Below are 16742 nucleotides of genomic sequence, written 5' to 3' on the forward strand. Positions count from 1 at the left end.
GACAGAGGAGCAAAAAATAATGAGTGGAAGAAGATTTTGTCCCAATTGTGGCACAAAGTTAGAGAGCAACGTTGAGTTTTGTCCCAACTGTGGTTTCAAATTAGCAAAAAAAGAGCATGCCAGTCCGTCAAGACAAGCATATCAGCAGACAGTTAAGAAACAGAGCTCGTCTCAAGGACGTCAAGCTTATCATGCCCAACCCATGAAGAAGAAAACGAAAGTTTTGCTTACTCTGGGTGTAACATTTTTAGCAGTTTTTACAATATTTTATGCTTGGGGCTCAAGCCATTATTCAAAAGAAAATCAAATTAATAGAATTAAAGCAGATTTAATTGATACTAAAGCCGGATTAGCTAAAGATGTTGTTGCAGATGATTCTGCTATGCAGGTAACAGATACGGCTTTAAAACCAACTCAGACTTATTTCGCGGAACATCATAAGGCTGTTAACGAGTTAACTAATTATTTAAAAGAAGATGCTTCATTCAATAGAATTCGTCTCGTTAAATCTGGTCACCATATGTTGCTTTTTCCGAAATATGTTTTAAGAGTGCCTACGATTTATGCAACTGTAGCCACTAATCATTCAAATTCTTCCATAACTGTCAATGGTAAATACATTGGTCAGGTTAAACCCGGGAATTTTGCTGGTGAAAAACAAGATAATAAATATGGTGTTAAATTAAGACACTTGTTCGTCGGAACATACCACATAAAAGTTAAATCTAATATTTCAGGCAGAAATTTGTCGACTACTTCAAATTATGACTTGTGGTCCAGTGGCACAGTCGATATGGGAATTAGGACTGAAAATTTCACGGTTAAAAGTACTCCAGGTGCAATAATTTACTTGAACGATAAAAAGGTTGGCACTTTAAACAAAAAAGGTAAATTAACATTTAAGGATTATCCAGTAACCGATAAGTTGAAAATTTATGTTAAGGCTAAAGTGGGTAATAATACTATTAAATCTCAGGAAATGAATTATGGTGATGTGCAATATGATGATGCAAATGATAGTCATAAGACCATTGAGCCTAAATGGGATGGTTTAATTGCCAAAGAAGATGCCCAAGAAATATTAGAGGACAATTTTAAGGATCCCGATGAAGATGCTTTTGTTAATGGAGCGGAAAACAAGAGTTATCAAGAATTACGGAAAATGGATAAGGGATATGATGATGATGACGATATTGACAGTTATGATATGTCATGTTCTGTTATTTCTGTCAGTCCTGCACCAAATAAGTCCAGCGATGTAGTTTATAAAATTACCTTTACTTTTGAAGTTGGTGATACTGAAAGAAAACAAGTTTTGCTATATAAAGGTGCTTCATTCCGTTCTTCTGATAGTGATGATGAAGATAATGAAAGTCAAAAGATTAAATCAATTGGAACTGGTAAAATAGTTAGTGATAAAAGGTATTAGTAAGGTAGATTAATTTAGAAGGAGTTTAAACATGAAAAAGAATAGTTTTTACAAAAAAATGATTATGTCAGTGGCTGGTGCAGCTTTGGTATCAGTTGGCTTAAATCAATCACCAAATAACGCATTTAATAGCGGTGTCACTGAAGTCAGTGCTGCCAAGAAGACCAAAAAAGTCAAAGCCGTTGGTGCAAATTCTGCAGTATACCAGAAAAAGGGCAAAAAGATGGTCAAAACCAAGAAGACCATTAAAGTAGGAAAAAAAGTACACGTTTTTGCTAAGAAAACTGTTAAAGGCAAAACTTACTACAAGATCGGCAAGAATCAATATATCAAAGCTGCTAACGTTGATGGCAAGACCCGTAAAGCAGGCAAAAAGACAGTATTATATACCAAAAGTGGCAAAGTAATTAAGAACAGTATGGTTCGTAAAGGCCAAAAGATCAAGGTATATGGTGGCGTAGTAACCATTAAGGGCAAGAAGTACTATTCAACAAAGTACGGTTACATAAAAGTAAGTGCTTTGGCTAAAAAAGCACCTGTTGTAAAACCAAACAATGATACATCAGACAATACATCAACACCAACAACCACTAAGCCAGTAGAAAACAATAGCAATGGTTCAAATGGCTCAACAGCTGGTTCCAATTCAAATGGGTCGAATGCAACAAATAGTTCAGCGTCAAATTCAAGTTCAAGTGGCAGCATAAGTGTGCCAACAGGGAATGACAGCAGTTCCAACAATACTGGTTCAAATGGTTCCAGCTCTAATGGTGGCAGTAGTAATGGCACCGGTAGCGACAACAACAGTTCAAATAGCTCCGGCTCCAACAGCAGTGACAATAACAGCTCAAATGACTCGGGATCCAACAGCAGTGATAACAACAGCTCAAATGACTCTGGCTCCAGCAGTAGCGACAATAACAGCTCGAATGATTCTGGCTCCAACAGCAGCGACAATAATAGCTCAAATGGTTCCGACTCTAACAGCAGCGACAATAACAGCTCAAATGATTCCGGCTCCAACAGCAGCGACAATAATAGCTCGAATGGTTCTGAAACAAACTATGCTGAAAATACTATAGTTATTCCAAAAGATTATACTTGGGAAAAAGTTTCTAAAGCTGATAAGGAACCAATTGATGAAAATCTTAGAGCTCTCGATCGAGCATCAAGTGAAGGAATGAAAACCAATCGGTTTAAATCGGAGTCGAAGAATGATGATGAAGAAATTATAGATTTGAACAAGTTGACCAAAGATCAAAATATAAAGCTTACAAATTTTTTCATAAAGTTACTAAATTCAGCCAGAACACAACTTGGCTTAAAGGAAATATATGCTGATCCGAAGAATCAAAAATTGGCAAATGATATAGCTGCAATATATTTAAGGGACAGAAAATTTGGGCTTGTAACAGATACCGAACCTACTGGCCATTATGTAAAGGGAATAGTTGAAGCAGCGCATGATAATGGACTTAATATAGATAATAATTATATTGAGGATCTTAGCATGAATTTTCAGACAGCTGGGCCTTCAGATATTTATAATGAAAAAACTAGTATGACACAAGCAAAACAATTCATTTATGATGGTATAGTAGGTATGCTTTTTGGAGGAACCACTGGAAATGATGGTACAATCATGGAAGGTACAGAATATCACCATGCTAGATCACTATTATATCCAACTAATATAACTGGAGCTGCTTCATTTCACTATGGAGTACCAGAAAATGGAATCGGGGCAGGCTACGGAGAAGTTGTTACCCACTTTATTTTAATTGCCGATTTTGCGATTCAAAATTCTGATAGTAATAAAGGTACTTATAAGCCTACCGGTCAAAATTAAATTGACATAAGAGGAGTACACAACGTAAAAAAGAATAGCTTCCTAAAAAATGATTATGTCGGTGGTTGGTACAGCTTTGGTATCAGTTGGCTTATGACGAACTCCAAATAATGCATTTCTTAGCGATATCACTGAAGGATAGTGTTGCTAAGAAATAGAAAAGGTGTTAAAAGCTGATAAGGAACCGATTGAAAAGAATAGTACAGCTTGACTCAAGTTTCAAGTGAAGGGATGAAAAATCATTTTTTTGCTTAAGCAAAAGCAGATGCTGAAGAAGTTGTAGATTTAAATAATTTGATAAGTAATGAAAATAAAAATTTTGATTGTGAAATATTGGCAGGTGATCGCATATCTGATTTTTGGTGGCTTAACCACTTTAATTAACTTTCTATTATTTAACTATTTATATACTTGTTATATACTTGAGAAAATTTGACTGGCTACCAGGTGGTCACCTTTGTGGCTTGGCTGGTAGTCAGTTATTTTTGCCTATGTTACCAATAAACTATATGTGTTTCATGCATATTCACGTACAAAAAAGAAAATGATTGGAGAAATTTTTTCTTCTGGAGAATTCTCAGTTTATTAATAGATTTTTTGATTTTGAAAATTGGTATTGGCTCATGAATGCTAATGCTTTTTGGTGAAAATTGTCGATAACGTAATAGTCGTTATTGCTAATTATCTTTTTAGTAAAGTATTTATTTTCAAAAATAAGACTCGGCCAGATAATTAAGAGATGTAGTTAGATTTAGGAAGAATGTAAATCGTGTACAAATGAATATAAATTTTTCAAGTTAGGTATCTAAATTTTTAAAACTTTTTTTATTATTTAGTTGCCTTGTGACACTAGAAATTTTTACTTATTGCTTCCTTAAATTAAAGCAGACTAAATAATGATAATATATTACAATCGGAAAGTTAAAGAAAGAGTTTAAAAATTCAAAAATGAAAGTCTTGAAAATGTTAGGTAACTTAAAAAAGTCAAAAATATTGCAATTTTTAGCTTTTTCATCTTTAGTGCTTTTATTGTTATCGGCTTGTAGTCAACAAACACAAAGAAAATCTGCTTCTGCTCCTGAAATAGTAAAGTCAAAACCAAATGAATCTAATTCTAAGACTAAATCTGCACTGAGAAAAGGCAAAGCAATTGATTCCAACATAAATCCTAAAAGAACAGCTACTGTCATAGCGGTATATGCTGCCAAAAAATATGGCGGTGACTGGCAAAAAACATTAGCAGACGAAAAAAAAAATGGATTTGCTGTGGCTGTTAAAAACAGCGAATATTTTCCTCATGTACCTTCGAGCTTTGGTGTGGTTTACCAAATAGGAGATCACGAAGTGCTTTATACGTTAAAACAAGTCGGTCAAGATAATCTTGTCTATTTATATACAAACAATGGCATGAAAGAGTTGGGTCAAGCAACATTTAGAACTATGAGTCAATACTTGAAAGAAAATGGTTGGGAATATTTAATTAGCGAATATGCCCATAAAACTAAGATTTTTGATCTAAGGATCAGTCCAAAGCTAATGAGTCAAAAAATGCAGGGTGATGCTGGAGCTTTCATCATGCCGTTTGCTATGCGAGGTAACTGGTATAGTTATTTTAATAAACGTATGAATACTACGACAATTGGCCCAAATTATACTACTGAAAATGGTGAAAAATATGAACTGCATCGGATCGATGATAGATTTTTTGAGCATAAAACTTATGGAGAAATGTCTAAAGACTATCAAATAAGAACCGAAAATTGGAAAATGACAGGAGAATTGAGCAGGAAGATTCATGGCATCAGATGGATTAACTTTCGAGCTTGGATGCAGGGAGCAGGAGATGGCATATATTTTGGTCTGCATTCAGAAATGGGTCAACCAGTTTTAGTTGCTGCAAGCGGTGCCTCAATAGCAACTGATCAAATTTATTGGAAAACACCACAACTTGCCTTGCAAAATAAAAATAAAGAATTTAGCGATTTATACTATCTTAGGTAACCCTCAAAATTTAAAAATGAAAATTATAATGTAATTTTTAGTTATGAATTTAAAAATATCATGATTAAAGAAATTCATTAAGTAGGGTAGAATTAATTTTTATTTTGTCACATTACTCTGAAGTAACTTACTTTTAATACAGAACAAAAAGGTTGTACTGATCTACTTTAGTTCTCAAATTTCAGCTTGTAGAAGCAGAATTGGATCAGTTAGCAAAAAGCAATGGTAAATAAATCTGGTTAAAGAAAATTACCAATAAATTATTTATCATAAACAAAAAAAGAGCCACTTTGATGTGACCCCCATATTTTTTAAATTTAGGAGTCGTATCATTCAACTCTTTTTTCTTTCTTTAGACAGTCAGGACATAAACCATATATTTCAACATGACTAGAAGATGTGACGAACCCAGTTTGTTTTTCTGCCTCTGTTCTCATGTGACTTTCAATTGAGTCAAAATCAGGATAATAAACGTCAGCTATTTTACCACACTTTTTACAGATAATATGAAAGTGGGGTTTGACAAAATAATCGTAGTGCAGAGAATCATCGCCATTTTTTATTTCGATTACAATTCCGGCATCAACTAATTTGTTTAGAGTATTGTAAACCGTAGCACGATAAGTAGGTTCATCACCACTAATTGCTGAAAATATTGTGGCCGCAGTAGGATGATTATGATGTGCCATTAAGTATTCTAATATTTTTAAGCGGGGTTTAGTAGCTTTTAAGTGGTGACTACGTAACAATTCTTCAGCATCATCATGAAAATTAGGCAAAGTTCTCATCTCCTTTATTATTTAGTTATAGTTTAGCATTTTTGGTAAAGAAAAAACCGCCTTAAGCAAGGCGATTTTATTTAATTATTATTTTTCTTCTTGGTGGCGTCTGATAGTTGGCATAATCAAACCAAGTAGCAGTAATACTACAGGTGTAGCAATATTTAAGCATAGCGTGAACGGATCTGATGAGTACATACCCATTAAACAGCATGCAATAGTAACTGCCAATCCCCAAAGACCAGCTATATATGCCAGCCACTGGTGCTTGGTCATTTGGTAGTTGTCAAAACCGTTATGAAACTTTTCATGTTGTTTTCGTAAAGCCAAATATGCAATGAAAACCCATAGATATCGCATTGGCATTACTATTGAATTAAGTTTAACCAATTGTGCCATTACTGCTTGTGCATCAGGCATAACGGCTTGAAGTGCTATAATTCCACCAGAAAGAATAACAATCATCCAAATACCGTTAATGTAGGCACCATGTTTATTAACTTTTAAAAGCTTTTTAGGAATGAAATCTTTAGCTTCTTTGCCTCCTAACAGCATTCTTAGGGGAGCATCAATACTTATAACTAAAGCAGAAAATTGACCAATCACATTGCACCAGGCATAGATGTAGAGGAATAATCCACCAACTCTGTAATATTCACCCAATTTTTGAAAGGCAATGTAAGGGCCGTTTGAAATGTATTCATTCAAATTGCCATTAACAGTCTTAGGATCAAACATTAATGCTAAAGCAATTGTGCCCAAAATAGCTGAAATCATCACCATTCCGGCCAAGCCTAACATTGCTTTCGGGAAATTTTTCGAAGGATTTTTCAATTTATTAACATATGGCGAAATTTTCTCCGCTCCACCGACAGCAAATACTAAAATTGACAGAGAAGTAAAATACTTAATGTTAAAATCTGGTACAAAATTTTGCCAATTCCAGTTTACAGTATTGAAATTAGCGTGCGGATTAATCATTGGCGCCGCAAACATCATGATAATAAATAAAATTGACATGATGAACATTGAAGTACCAGCAATTGTCGACAAAGTTTTAATTACTGGAATTCCTCGACTGGCTACCCAGCAAAAGAATAAAAAGATTACTAATGTAGCTAGTTGTGTCCAAGCTGTTGGCAGACTGTCATACCAATTAGTATTTCCAAAGATACCCCAGGCCATGCCTCTCAAGCCACCTGTACCTTTACTAGAAATGTAAACTACGTGAACCGCCCAAAAGGTCCAACCAGCATAATATGCCCATTTAGGTCCAATAGTGGCGTTAATCCAAGAAGCCACACCACCTTCAGAATCTTTAAAAACAGACCCTAGTTCACCAACCATTAGGGCATAAGGGATAAAGAAAAGCAGGAAAATAACTATCCAGCTAAAAATTACCTTTGTGCCATCAAAATATATAAATCCGTTGACAACGTTGCCGAAGCTCCATACTATAGAAAAAGCCATAGTAGCAAGCGTTGTCCACATCATCTTTTTAGAATTGTTTGGTGTTTCACCCATGAAACTACTCCTTATTTTAAGATAACAATTTTATTATTTTAGCTTAAATGTTTTTAAAAATCTAATAAAAAGTAGTTTATTTTTTATAACGTCGGTAATTATTGATTTATGCCTAAAAAAGTGCAAAACTGTTATTATATTATAAAAGAAGGGTTGTAAGCTTTAATGAAAAAAAGATTTAAAAACACGCTGCTGGTTGCTGGAACTATAGCCGCAGTTGGTTTATTTGTTGGGAGTAATAATTTTTACATTTCTGCTAAAAGTTATCATAAGGCCGTCACTAAAATAGCTGGTAATGGTAACTATGCAGTTTATCGTCATGCTTCGAAGAAAGGACCATCCGGAAAATTTACTTCGACAAAATATTTTAAACACGCACAGATTCAATCTAAGAAGTCAATTAATACTAAAAAGGGCAAGTTTTGGAAAATAATTGTTGACGGTCGTACTGTTGGCTGGGTTAACCAAAACTTTTTTGCCAGAAATAAAATTTCAGTAGCTAATAAAGTTAGTTTAGTACAAAATAAGCAGTATTCGTTTAACACCAAAGATGCTATTAATTATGTGACTGATAGTGCCGGAACAGCCGTTGACGCAAGTAAAGTTAATGTATCTAAATCTAAGATTAATTCAGGCACACCAGGAAAAACTACTGTTAATTACAGTTATGGCAAAGCTAAGGCTAGTGTTGCTGTGACTGTTCGCTCTGACAAAAACGAAGGCATCGCAAGAGCCAATAAAACCCCTAAGAAGGGTCCAAAGGAAGTTACAACTTGGAAGGGAAGTTCCAAGTCTTCTTCCAGAAATTGGAATGCAGCTCATCACTATACCCCTGAAACCAGATCCAATACTTTTAGAGCTAATGGATTAACGTTAAAAACTAAGCTCTTCCAGCCCCGGTTTGTAAGTCTTGACTACCACAAGGCTGGCGATAAAATGGGTCAGGTAGGTGTAATTCCTGAAGGAATTACTGTTCATGGCTCAAACTTTACTGTTGCGGTCTTTAATTCTAGTAAAGCTCAAAACGGTCACTTAGTTTCTTATGACTTAAAACACATTAACAAGTTTAAGGCTCAAAACTTATTAACCTTAAACTGGTCAACCTTCAAGAAATATGCTTCACATATTAAAGTTAGTCCTTATATTAAATTAGGACATGGTCAGGCCATTGGTTCATCATCTAAATATGTTTACGTAATTGCCAATAATAATACTTCAAGCAATTCAGATGCTTCTGAAGAAATTTTGCAAATACGTAAGTCAGACATGAAGATTAATCAAATTTGGACTTTTAGAATTTCTAACTATGGTAGTCCAAGATATATTCACAATGCCACCTTTGCTGGTGACAACACTATGTATTGTCTCTTCCATAATGGTGGCCACGGTTATTATGAATATTGGAAAGTTACCCGCAGTGGTGATACCTGGACTCCAGTTGAAGTTGGTGCTACCAAAGGCAACTTTGTAAGCAACCATTCTCCAGTTCAAGGCTTTACTTATGATCAAAAGCACAGTCAATTCTATGTTGGTTTTAATGATTACATCTTCAAAGTTGATAAAGATGGTACATTTAAGAAGACCCACCATTTGAATGTTAGACGTGAAATTGAAGGATTATCCTCATATGGCAATAAGCTTTACGTTGAGTTTGCTCAAAGAGGGGAACTAACAGCCGGTAATACGAATTAAAAATATATACTGAGCAGCTTGATAATCAAGCTGCTTTTTTTGTTTATCATTTTTGAACTTGAGATAAATGAAAAATACTATCAATTATGAGTTTAGTTATAAGTTTAGTTTTAAAATTTATACTTCAACTCTTGCTTTAAAATTTTTTAAAAGTAATTAAAATTTTCTATATTCGACCCCAATTGGTTTTAAAAGAAGCGGAATTCCTGTATTATGATACGCAACAACACAAATAGTAGTTATTTTAAGGAGGATTTTTTGGTTAAAAGAGACTTTATTGATACTTGTAGCTTTTCAAAAGACGAAATGGAATATTTAGCTGAGCTGGGTATTAAAATTAAAGCAACTATTAATCATGGATATTACCCATCGTTATTAAAAGGAAAAAGTCTGGGTATGATTTTTGATCAGGTATCTACAAGAACACGTTGTTCAGCTGAAACTGCCATGACTGAACTTGGCGGTCACGCATTGTATTTAGCACCTGGTCAAATTCAATTGGGAGAAAATGGTCATGAAGGCTTAGCTGATACGAGTCATGCTTTAGGTGACCTGGTTGATATCATTGGGGTTAGAACTGCCAGTCATGACGATATTGTTGAAATTGCTCAAAATTCGCCTGCACCCGTAGTTAATTTCATGAGTGATAACGATCATCCAACACAAGCTCTTGGAGATTTAATTACAATCAAGGAATTTTTGCCTCAAGGGAAAAAACTATCTGATGTTAAGCTGGTTTTTGTGGGGGATGCAACTCAGATTACAGTTTCAGCACTATTTTTGTGTGCACAAATGGGGATGCACTTTGTTCAGTATGGTCCTGAAGAAAAGCATCTGCCTTTAGAAGTATTGGACAAAGCCACAAAAATGGCTCAGGAAAATGGTGGTACAATTACACTTTCTGATGATGAAAAAGTAATGGAAAATGCTGATTTCCTTTATACAGATGTTTGGTATGGTCTATATGAGCAAGAGCTTGGCAAAGACGAATATATGAAGATTTTTTATCCTAAATACCAAGTTAATGATAAGTTATTAGCTAAAACAAAAAATCCGTCCGTTAAGTTTATGCACTGTTTGCCAGCAAACCGAGGCGAAGAAGTAACGGCTTCTGTTCTTGATGGCAAAAAATCTATTGTCTGGCAGCAAGCTGCAAACAAAAAAACAGCAATGAGAGCAGTATTTACGTATTTGCTTAAAGATAAGCTAAATATTGAGAATCAAGAAGCTATACAAAATTTATTAGCTTAAAACAGAAAGAGTATCTTTTGCTAAATTGCAAGAGATACTCTTTTTAATTCAATGGGTCCCCTGAGAGTCGAACTCAGATTTTAAGAACCGGAATCTTACGTGCGATCCATTACACTAAGGACCCAGAATTGGCACAACAACAAGTATAACAGAAAAAGACTAAAAATTGAATTGTTTTTCCTTAACAAAAGAAAAAGACTAGGTCGAAAATATTAAGACTTTCTAATTGATTCATTTAAACTTGAATTATTTTTTGTGTGTTGCTATACTATAGTTGTCGATTGAGAAATGAGTAACTTGATTAAGGTCAGGTCACGTTTCTCATATATTTTTAGACAATCTGGGACATTTAATGACAATATGTGGGTCGATTTGGTCCCGGAAGAAGGAGAGATATTAGTGTACTCGGAATTTCCCGTGCTTGAAGCTCTCGTTCCTGACATCTTAAAAGTTTTTCGACAAAGATATCTTGTTCTTGAGCAAATATCACTTAATGCACCAATAGGTCGCAGAAGTGTAGCTCAGTCATTAGGACTATCCGAAAGAAATGTGCGAACAGAAACTGAATATTTGCGTGATCATGGTTTGATTGAGATCAAGAGTTTTGGCATGTTTATGACAGAGAAGGGCAAAAAGATATTGCAGGAGGCCGCACCTCTAATAGATCGCCTGTTTAACGCTCGCAAATCTGAAATTGATTTGGCGCGTAAACTTGGTATTGAACGGACAATTATTGTCCCGGGAGATAGCGATTTACAGGAATTGGTCTATGAGAGAATGGGTGAAGAGCTTAATGCGGCTCTAGACCTGATTTTACCTTTAGGACATTCAATTATTACTGTTCTTGGTGGTGAAGCTCTTGCAAGATCTACTAGGAATTTGTCTAAAAGTTTAAGTAAAAATCGACAGCTGGTATTTGTGCCAGGTCGTGGAGCTTTGGGTGAAAATGTTGCAATTCAAAGCAATACTATTGTGCAAGAGATGGCAGCTGAAACTGGTGGTAAGTATAAAACGTTATATTTACCAGAACAAATTTCATCAGCAGCTTACAAATCTTTAATTCGTGAATCTACATTTACTGATGTGCTTGAAGATATTTCACAAACTGATGTAGTAATTCACGGAATTGGATTAGCTCACGACATGGCTAGGCGCAGAGGATACGATTCAATTCGCTTATCTGAATTGCGTGAAAAAAAAGTAGTCACCGAATGTTTTGGGTGTTTTTTCGATGGCGAAGGAAAGATTGTTGACCGCGTGCATCAGGTTGGCTTGCAGTTTGAGAATCTAAATAAAATACCTCACATATTTGCATTTGCTTGCGGCGGTCGTAAGGCTAAAGCAATCAAGGCTTATATGCCTAATGCTCCTCATCAAACCTGGTTGATTACTGATGAGGGAGCCTCAGAGAAGATTTTAAAGGAGAAGTAATTCTCATTTAAAATAAATTGATGTTTACAGTTCTTACATAGTTCTTAAGGAGGACTTTAGAATATGACAGTTAAAATTGGTATTAACGGCTTTGGCCGTATTGGTCGTTTGGCATTCCGTCGCATTATGGACTTAGGCGAAAAGTCAAAGGATATTGAAGTTGTTGCTATTAACGACTTGACTACCCCAGCACTTTTGGCACACTTGCTAAAATATGACTCAACTCATGGTACCTTTGACCACGAAGTTTCAGCTACTGAAGATTCAATCGTTGTTGATGGTAAGAAATACCGTGTATACGCAGAACCACAAGCTCAAAACATTCCTTGGGTTAAGAATGATGGTGTTGACTTTGTTCTTGAATGTACTGGTTTTTACACCAGCAAGGCTAAGTCACAAGCTCACCTTGACGCAGGTGCCAAGAGAGTCTTGATTTCAGCTCCTGCCGGCAATGACTTAAAGACTATTGTTTACTCAGTAAACGATGATACTTTAGATGCTAACGACAAGATCGTTTCAGCTGGTTCATGTACTACTAACTCATTAGCACCAATGGTTGATGCTTTGCAAAAAGAGTTTGGCATCAAGGTAGCTACTATGACTACTATCCACGCCTACACTTCAACTCAAATGCTTTTGGATGGTCCTGTTCGTGGTGGTAACAAGCGTTCAGCTCGTGCTGCTGCAGTTAACATTATTCCTCACTCAACTGGTGCTGCTAAGGCTATCGGTCTTGTTGTTCCAGAGTTGAATGGTAAAGTTAACGGTCACGCACAACGTGTTCCAGTTACTGATGGTTCATTAACTGAATTAGTTTCAATCCTTGACAAGAAAGTTACTGCTGACGAAGTTAACTCAGCATTGAAGAAGTACGAAAGCCCATCATTTGCTTACAACGATGACGAAATCGTTTCAAGTGATGTAGTTGGTATGACTGCTGGTTCAATCTTTGATCCAACTCAAACTATGGTAACTACTGCCGGTGACAATCAATTAGTTAAGACTGTTGCTTGGTATGACAATGAATACTCATTCACTTGCCAAATGGTTCGTACTTTGTTGAAATTTGCTACTCTTTAATCTGTAATATTTGATTACTGTTAAGTGGTGAAAGAGAAGGCGGAGGGAAATTCTTCCTTCCGCCTTTTTTTCAAAATAAAAATAATTAAGTTATCGGAGGATATAGATGGCTAAATTAATTGTTTCTGACCTTGATGTAAAAGACAAAAAGGTTTTAGTTCGTGTTGATTTTAACGTGCCAATTAAAGATGGTGTGATTGGAGACGACAACAGAATTGTTGCTGCCCTTCCTACTATTAAATACATCATTGAAAATGGTGGTAAGGCAATTTTGCTTAGTCACTTGGGACGTGTAAAGTCAGATGATGATAAGAAAGAATTGTCATTAAAACCAGTTGCTGAGCGTTTAAGCGAACTTTTAAAGAAGCCAGTAACCTTTGTTCCAGCTAACGAAGGTAAAGAAGTTGAAGATGCCGTTGCCAAGATGCAAGACGGTGACGTTGCTGTTCTTGAAAACACTCGTTTCCAAGATATTGACAATGATTTTGGCAAACGTGAAAGCAAGAATGATCCTAAGTTAGGTGAATACTGGGCTTCATTAGGTGACATGTATGTTAACGATGCCTTTGGTACTGCACACAGAAGTCATGCTTCTAACGTAGGTATTGCCGAAGCTATGAAGAAGGATGGCAAGCCTGTTGCTGCTGGTTTCTTGATGGAAAAAGAGATCAAGTTCTTGGGTGATGCTGTTGCTAACCCTGTACACCCATTTGTTACCATCTTAGGTGGTGCTAAGGTTTCAGACAAGATTGACGTTATTACCAACCTTATTCCTAAATCAGACCACATTTTAATTGGTGGTGGTATGGCTTATACTTTCTTAGCTGCCCAAGGTCATGAAATTGGTAAGTCTTTGTTTGAACCAGATAAAGTTGATCTTGCTAAAAAATTGTTAAAAGACGCTGATGGCAAGATTGTATTACCTGTTGACAACGTTGCAGCAACAGAATTTTCAAATGATGCAGCTCGTAAAGCTGTTGGTGATGACATTCCAGAAAACATGATGGGTCTTGATATCGGTCCTAAGACTGTTGCCAAGTTCAAGGATGTTTTAAAAGATGCCAAGACTGTTGTTTGGAATGGACCAATGGGTGCCTTTGAAATGTCTAATTTTGCTGAAGGCACGTTAGAAGTTGGTAAGGCTCTTGCTGATTTAACTGATGCTACTACTATTATCGGTGGTGGTGACTCAACTGCAGCCGCTAAACAACTTGGTATCGCTCCAAAGATCACCCACATTTCAACTGGTGGTGGTGCTTCTTTGCAATACCTTGAAGGTAAAGAATTACCAGGAATTGCCTGCATTTCAGACAAATAGACTTTAAGAAAGGACATTATTTACATGCGTACACCAATTATTGCTGGTAACTGGAAATTACATATGAATCCCAAGCAAACAAAGGAATTTGTTGCTGCTGTAAAGGATAAATTGCCAGAAGCAAGTAAAGTTGAAGCACTGATTTGCGCTCCTGCTGTTGATCTCGAAAGTTTAGCCCAAGCCGCAAATGGTTCTGAATTACGTGTCGGTGCAGAAAATGCTTATTTTGAGGATGAGGGTGCCTTTACTGGTGAAACTTCACCTAAAGTTTTAAAAGAAATGGGCATGAATTACTGCATTATTGGTCACTCTGAACGCCGTGGCTACTTCCACGAGACAGACGAAGATATTAACAAGAAGGCTAAAGCTTTATTTGCTAATGACATTACGCCAATTATTTGCTGTGGTGAATCACTTGAAACTCGTGAAGCCAACAAGCAAGAAGATTGGGTAGTCAGTCAAATCAAGGCTGCACTTGCTGGCCTTACTGCTGATCAAGTTTCTAACTTAGTTATTGCTTATGAACCTATCTGGGCAATAGGTACAGGTAAGACTGCCAGTTCTGATCAAGCTGAAGAAATGTGCAAGACTATTCGTGACACTGTTAAAGATTTATACAACGAAGAAACTGCTGAGAACGTTAGAATTCAATATGGTGGTTCAGTAAATCCTGGCAATGTTAAAGAATTAATGGCTAAACCAGACATTGATGGTGGTTTAGTTGGTGGTGCCTCACTTAAGCCTGATTCATTCTTAGAATTAGTAAATTACCAAGATTAATTTTAAATGCAATTTAGCAAAAAGTTTCTGCAATTCACAGAAACTTTTTTTGTTTAACCGAAAAATATAATTATTTTGTGCTTGATTTGTAATAAAATATAAAATACTATAATTTTATAAATAATTTATATATAAATAATAAAATGAGGCAGTGAAATGAAAAAGAAAGTCAATTTTAAACTAGCAGAAATATTAGTAGCACTCTTGGGAGTGCTAATTTTAGGATTTTGTGTTAGTCAAAGTAATAGTAATTTTGCGGATTTTAATAATGTTATAGAGGCAAAACATGTTAAGGGAGACCTAGGAAAATTTACTGTACCTAAAAAAATGCGCGGCACATGGTATGGCAAGTATTTTGACATCAATGGAATTAAAGCAAAGAAAATTGATAAGATCAAAATTACGGCGCACACGATTGCCGGTAGTACATTGCATAAACAAAAAGCTAATTTTGAAGGCACCAAAATTCCTAAAGCGGCTCGGAACTGGTTAAGAGTAGTTTATCCAGTAAAGTTTAAAAAAGATAAAAGCATAAAATACATATCCATGTATCCGTGGGTAAGTCCGGTCTTGTCAGGCGAGAGTCTTGGCTTGTATCATTATAAGGGCCATAAGGTTTTAATTGATAGAACTACATCTTCATTTAGAATTACTAATGTTTATTGGAAAACGCGCAAGCTGGCTCAAAAATATGGCGGTCATAAACCTAAAGAGCTTAAAAGATACGGAGAATGGTAATTTCATGCATTTTTCCTAAGTAATCGAGGTCACTATTCATAGTGGCTTTTTGTTTACTTTCAATGATACTGCTTGCAATAAAGGAAATACCTGTCCATAATATGAGGTAAAAGTTCTAGTAAGGGAGGCAATACTATGAAACTTCATAAAACTGCGATTTAGACAGCAGCAGTAATTGCTTTAGCTGCAGCTGGTGGAATTATTAATAGCCAGACAAATCAAGCTCAGACTGTTAAGGTGCAAAAATCCGTTAAGAAAATCAGTAATAAAACTAAGTATGGCTTTAAAAGAGATTTCAAGTTTTCACAATCATGGCGGGGCAAGTGGTTTAGTAATACACATGGTCACTTAAGCAACATGATTATTAAGAAAAATGGTTTCAACACACCTTGGACTGGAGAATACGTTGAATTAGTTTCGGTCGGCAAAGTTAAAGGTACTAATAAATACTTATGGCAAATGCCTCACAGTTGGTTTACAAAACACAATAAAATATTCAAAAATTTGGGACGAGTAACAACTAAAAATTTAAAAAATAAAAAGTGGACAGTTTTTAGTCCGATTGATGAAAATAATATTAAAATAGGATATGCTTTCAGTTTACAAAATAAAAAAATTGACGGTAAAACCCAGAAAGTAATGTTTGAAGCTAATCCTGAGACTGGTGAAATCTATGATCAATTTTATCGTTCACGAAAATTAGCACAAAAATTTCAAAATTATCATTTTAAGAATGAAACGTATGCCCCTGTTTTTAATCAATATCAAAAAAAGTAAATATTTCAGAATAAAAAACTGGTTTTTAAATGGAACCAGTTTTTGCTTTAAAAATGTATTTCTTAAATTGAACAGCAAGTTTATAATTATTAC

Annotated in this window: 13 protein-coding genes; 11 read left to right on the top strand and 2 right to left on the bottom strand. The window is 35.5% G+C overall.

Annotated features, from left to right (window positions below; genetic code table 11):
- Positions 1–19: 19 nt before the first annotated feature.
- From LDM92_RS06700 to LDM92_RS06710, 3 genes are all read left to right on the top strand, one after another.
- Complete coding sequence (locus LDM92_RS06700) at positions 20–1429, top strand: zinc ribbon domain-containing protein (protein WP_223902545.1); 1410 nt, start codon at positions 20–22, stop codon at positions 1427–1429.
- 31 nt (positions 1430–1460) lie between these two features.
- Complete coding sequence (locus LDM92_RS06705; RefSeq protein ID WP_223902546.1) at positions 1461–3278, top strand: SEC10/PgrA surface exclusion domain-containing protein; 1818 nt, start codon at positions 1461–1463, stop codon at positions 3276–3278.
- Between the two features lie 948 nt (positions 3279–4226).
- A complete protein-coding gene (locus LDM92_RS06710) occupies positions 4227–5279 on the top strand; it encodes a hypothetical protein (RefSeq protein WP_223902547.1) in 1053 nt (350 codons plus the stop codon).
- Between the two features lie 329 nt (positions 5280–5608).
- On the opposite strand, the gene LDM92_RS06715 is transcribed toward LDM92_RS06710, so the two are convergent.
- Both LDM92_RS06715 and LDM92_RS06720 read right to left on the bottom strand, forming a co-directional pair.
- Positions 5609–6058, bottom strand: a complete 450-nt coding sequence (locus tag LDM92_RS06715) for a Fur family transcriptional regulator (protein ID WP_223902548.1) — start codon at positions 6056–6058, stop codon at positions 5609–5611.
- An 87-nt stretch (positions 6059–6145) separates the two neighbouring features.
- On the bottom strand, positions 6146–7582 hold the full coding sequence (locus LDM92_RS06720; protein ID WP_223902549.1) for an APC family permease: 1437 nt from the start codon (positions 7580–7582) through the stop codon (positions 6146–6148).
- Between the two features lie 165 nt (positions 7583–7747).
- On the opposite strand from LDM92_RS06720, the gene LDM92_RS06725 reads away from it, so the two are divergent.
- From LDM92_RS06725 to LDM92_RS06760, 8 genes are all read left to right on the top strand, one after another.
- On the top strand, positions 7748–9274 hold the full coding sequence (locus LDM92_RS06725) for an LBA0864 family S-layer associated protein (protein ID WP_223902550.1): 1527 nt from the start codon (positions 7748–7750) through the stop codon (positions 9272–9274).
- Between the two features lie 258 nt (positions 9275–9532).
- The gene (gene argF, locus LDM92_RS06730; RefSeq protein ID WP_223902551.1) at positions 9533–10525 is read left to right on the top strand and encodes an ornithine carbamoyltransferase; all 993 of its coding nucleotides are present in this window, start codon (positions 9533–9535) and stop codon (positions 10523–10525) included.
- A gap of 360 nt (positions 10526–10885) precedes the next feature.
- Positions 10886–11956, top strand: coding sequence for a sugar-binding domain-containing protein (locus LDM92_RS06735; RefSeq protein ID WP_373868652.1), 1071 nt, complete (start codon positions 10886–10888; stop codon positions 11954–11956).
- 63 nt (positions 11957–12019) lie between these two features.
- Positions 12020–13036, top strand: a complete 1017-nt coding sequence (gene gap, locus LDM92_RS06740) for a type I glyceraldehyde-3-phosphate dehydrogenase (RefSeq protein ID WP_046331890.1) — start codon at positions 12020–12022, stop codon at positions 13034–13036.
- Between the two features lie 106 nt (positions 13037–13142).
- Positions 13143–14354, top strand: a complete 1212-nt coding sequence (locus tag LDM92_RS06745) for a phosphoglycerate kinase (RefSeq protein ID WP_223902552.1) — start codon at positions 13143–13145, stop codon at positions 14352–14354.
- Positions 14355–14378: 24 nt separating this feature from the next.
- Positions 14379–15134, top strand: coding sequence for a triose-phosphate isomerase (gene tpiA / locus LDM92_RS06750; protein WP_223902553.1), 756 nt, complete (start codon positions 14379–14381; stop codon positions 15132–15134).
- A 156-nt stretch (positions 15135–15290) separates the two neighbouring features.
- Positions 15291–15872 carry a hypothetical protein gene (locus LDM92_RS06755; protein WP_223902554.1) on the top strand — a complete coding sequence of 194 codons (582 nt, stop codon included), beginning with the start codon at positions 15291–15293 and terminating at the stop codon, positions 15870–15872.
- Positions 15873–16109: 237 nt separating this feature from the next.
- On the top strand, positions 16110–16649 hold the full coding sequence (locus tag LDM92_RS06760) for a hypothetical protein (RefSeq protein ID WP_223902555.1): 540 nt from the start codon (positions 16110–16112) through the stop codon (positions 16647–16649).
- The last annotated feature ends 93 nt before the right edge of the window (positions 16650–16742 follow it).

This window comes from Lactobacillus laiwuensis (assembly GCF_019972835.1).
GTDB lineage: Bacteria > Bacillota > Bacilli > Lactobacillales > Lactobacillaceae > Lactobacillus > Lactobacillus laiwuensis.

Coding starts and splice junctions, on each gene's coding strand:
- LDM92_RS06700 (WP_223902545.1), top strand. CDS start 20: ATGAGTGGAAGAAGATTTTGTCCCAATTGTGGCACAAAGTTAGAGAGC.
- LDM92_RS06705 (WP_223902546.1), top strand. CDS start 1,461: ATGAAAAAGAATAGTTTTTACAAAAAAATGATTATGTCAGTGGCTGGT.
- LDM92_RS06710 (WP_223902547.1), top strand. CDS start 4,227: ATGAAAGTCTTGAAAATGTTAGGTAACTTAAAAAAGTCAAAAATATTG.
- LDM92_RS06720 (WP_223902549.1), bottom strand. CDS start 7,582: ATGGGTGAAACACCAAACAATTCTAAAAAGATGATGTGGACAACGCTT.
- LDM92_RS06725 (WP_223902550.1), top strand. CDS start 7,748: ATGAAAAAAAGATTTAAAAACACGCTGCTGGTTGCTGGAACTATAGCC.
- LDM92_RS06735 (WP_373868652.1), top strand. CDS start 10,886: ATGTGGGTCGATTTGGTCCCGGAAGAAGGAGAGATATTAGTGTACTCG.
- gap (WP_046331890.1), top strand. CDS start 12,020: ATGACAGTTAAAATTGGTATTAACGGCTTTGGCCGTATTGGTCGTTTG.
- LDM92_RS06745 (WP_223902552.1), top strand. CDS start 13,143: ATGGCTAAATTAATTGTTTCTGACCTTGATGTAAAAGACAAAAAGGTT.
- tpiA (WP_223902553.1), top strand. CDS start 14,379: ATGCGTACACCAATTATTGCTGGTAACTGGAAATTACATATGAATCCC.
- LDM92_RS06755 (WP_223902554.1), top strand. CDS start 15,291: ATGAAAAAGAAAGTCAATTTTAAACTAGCAGAAATATTAGTAGCACTC.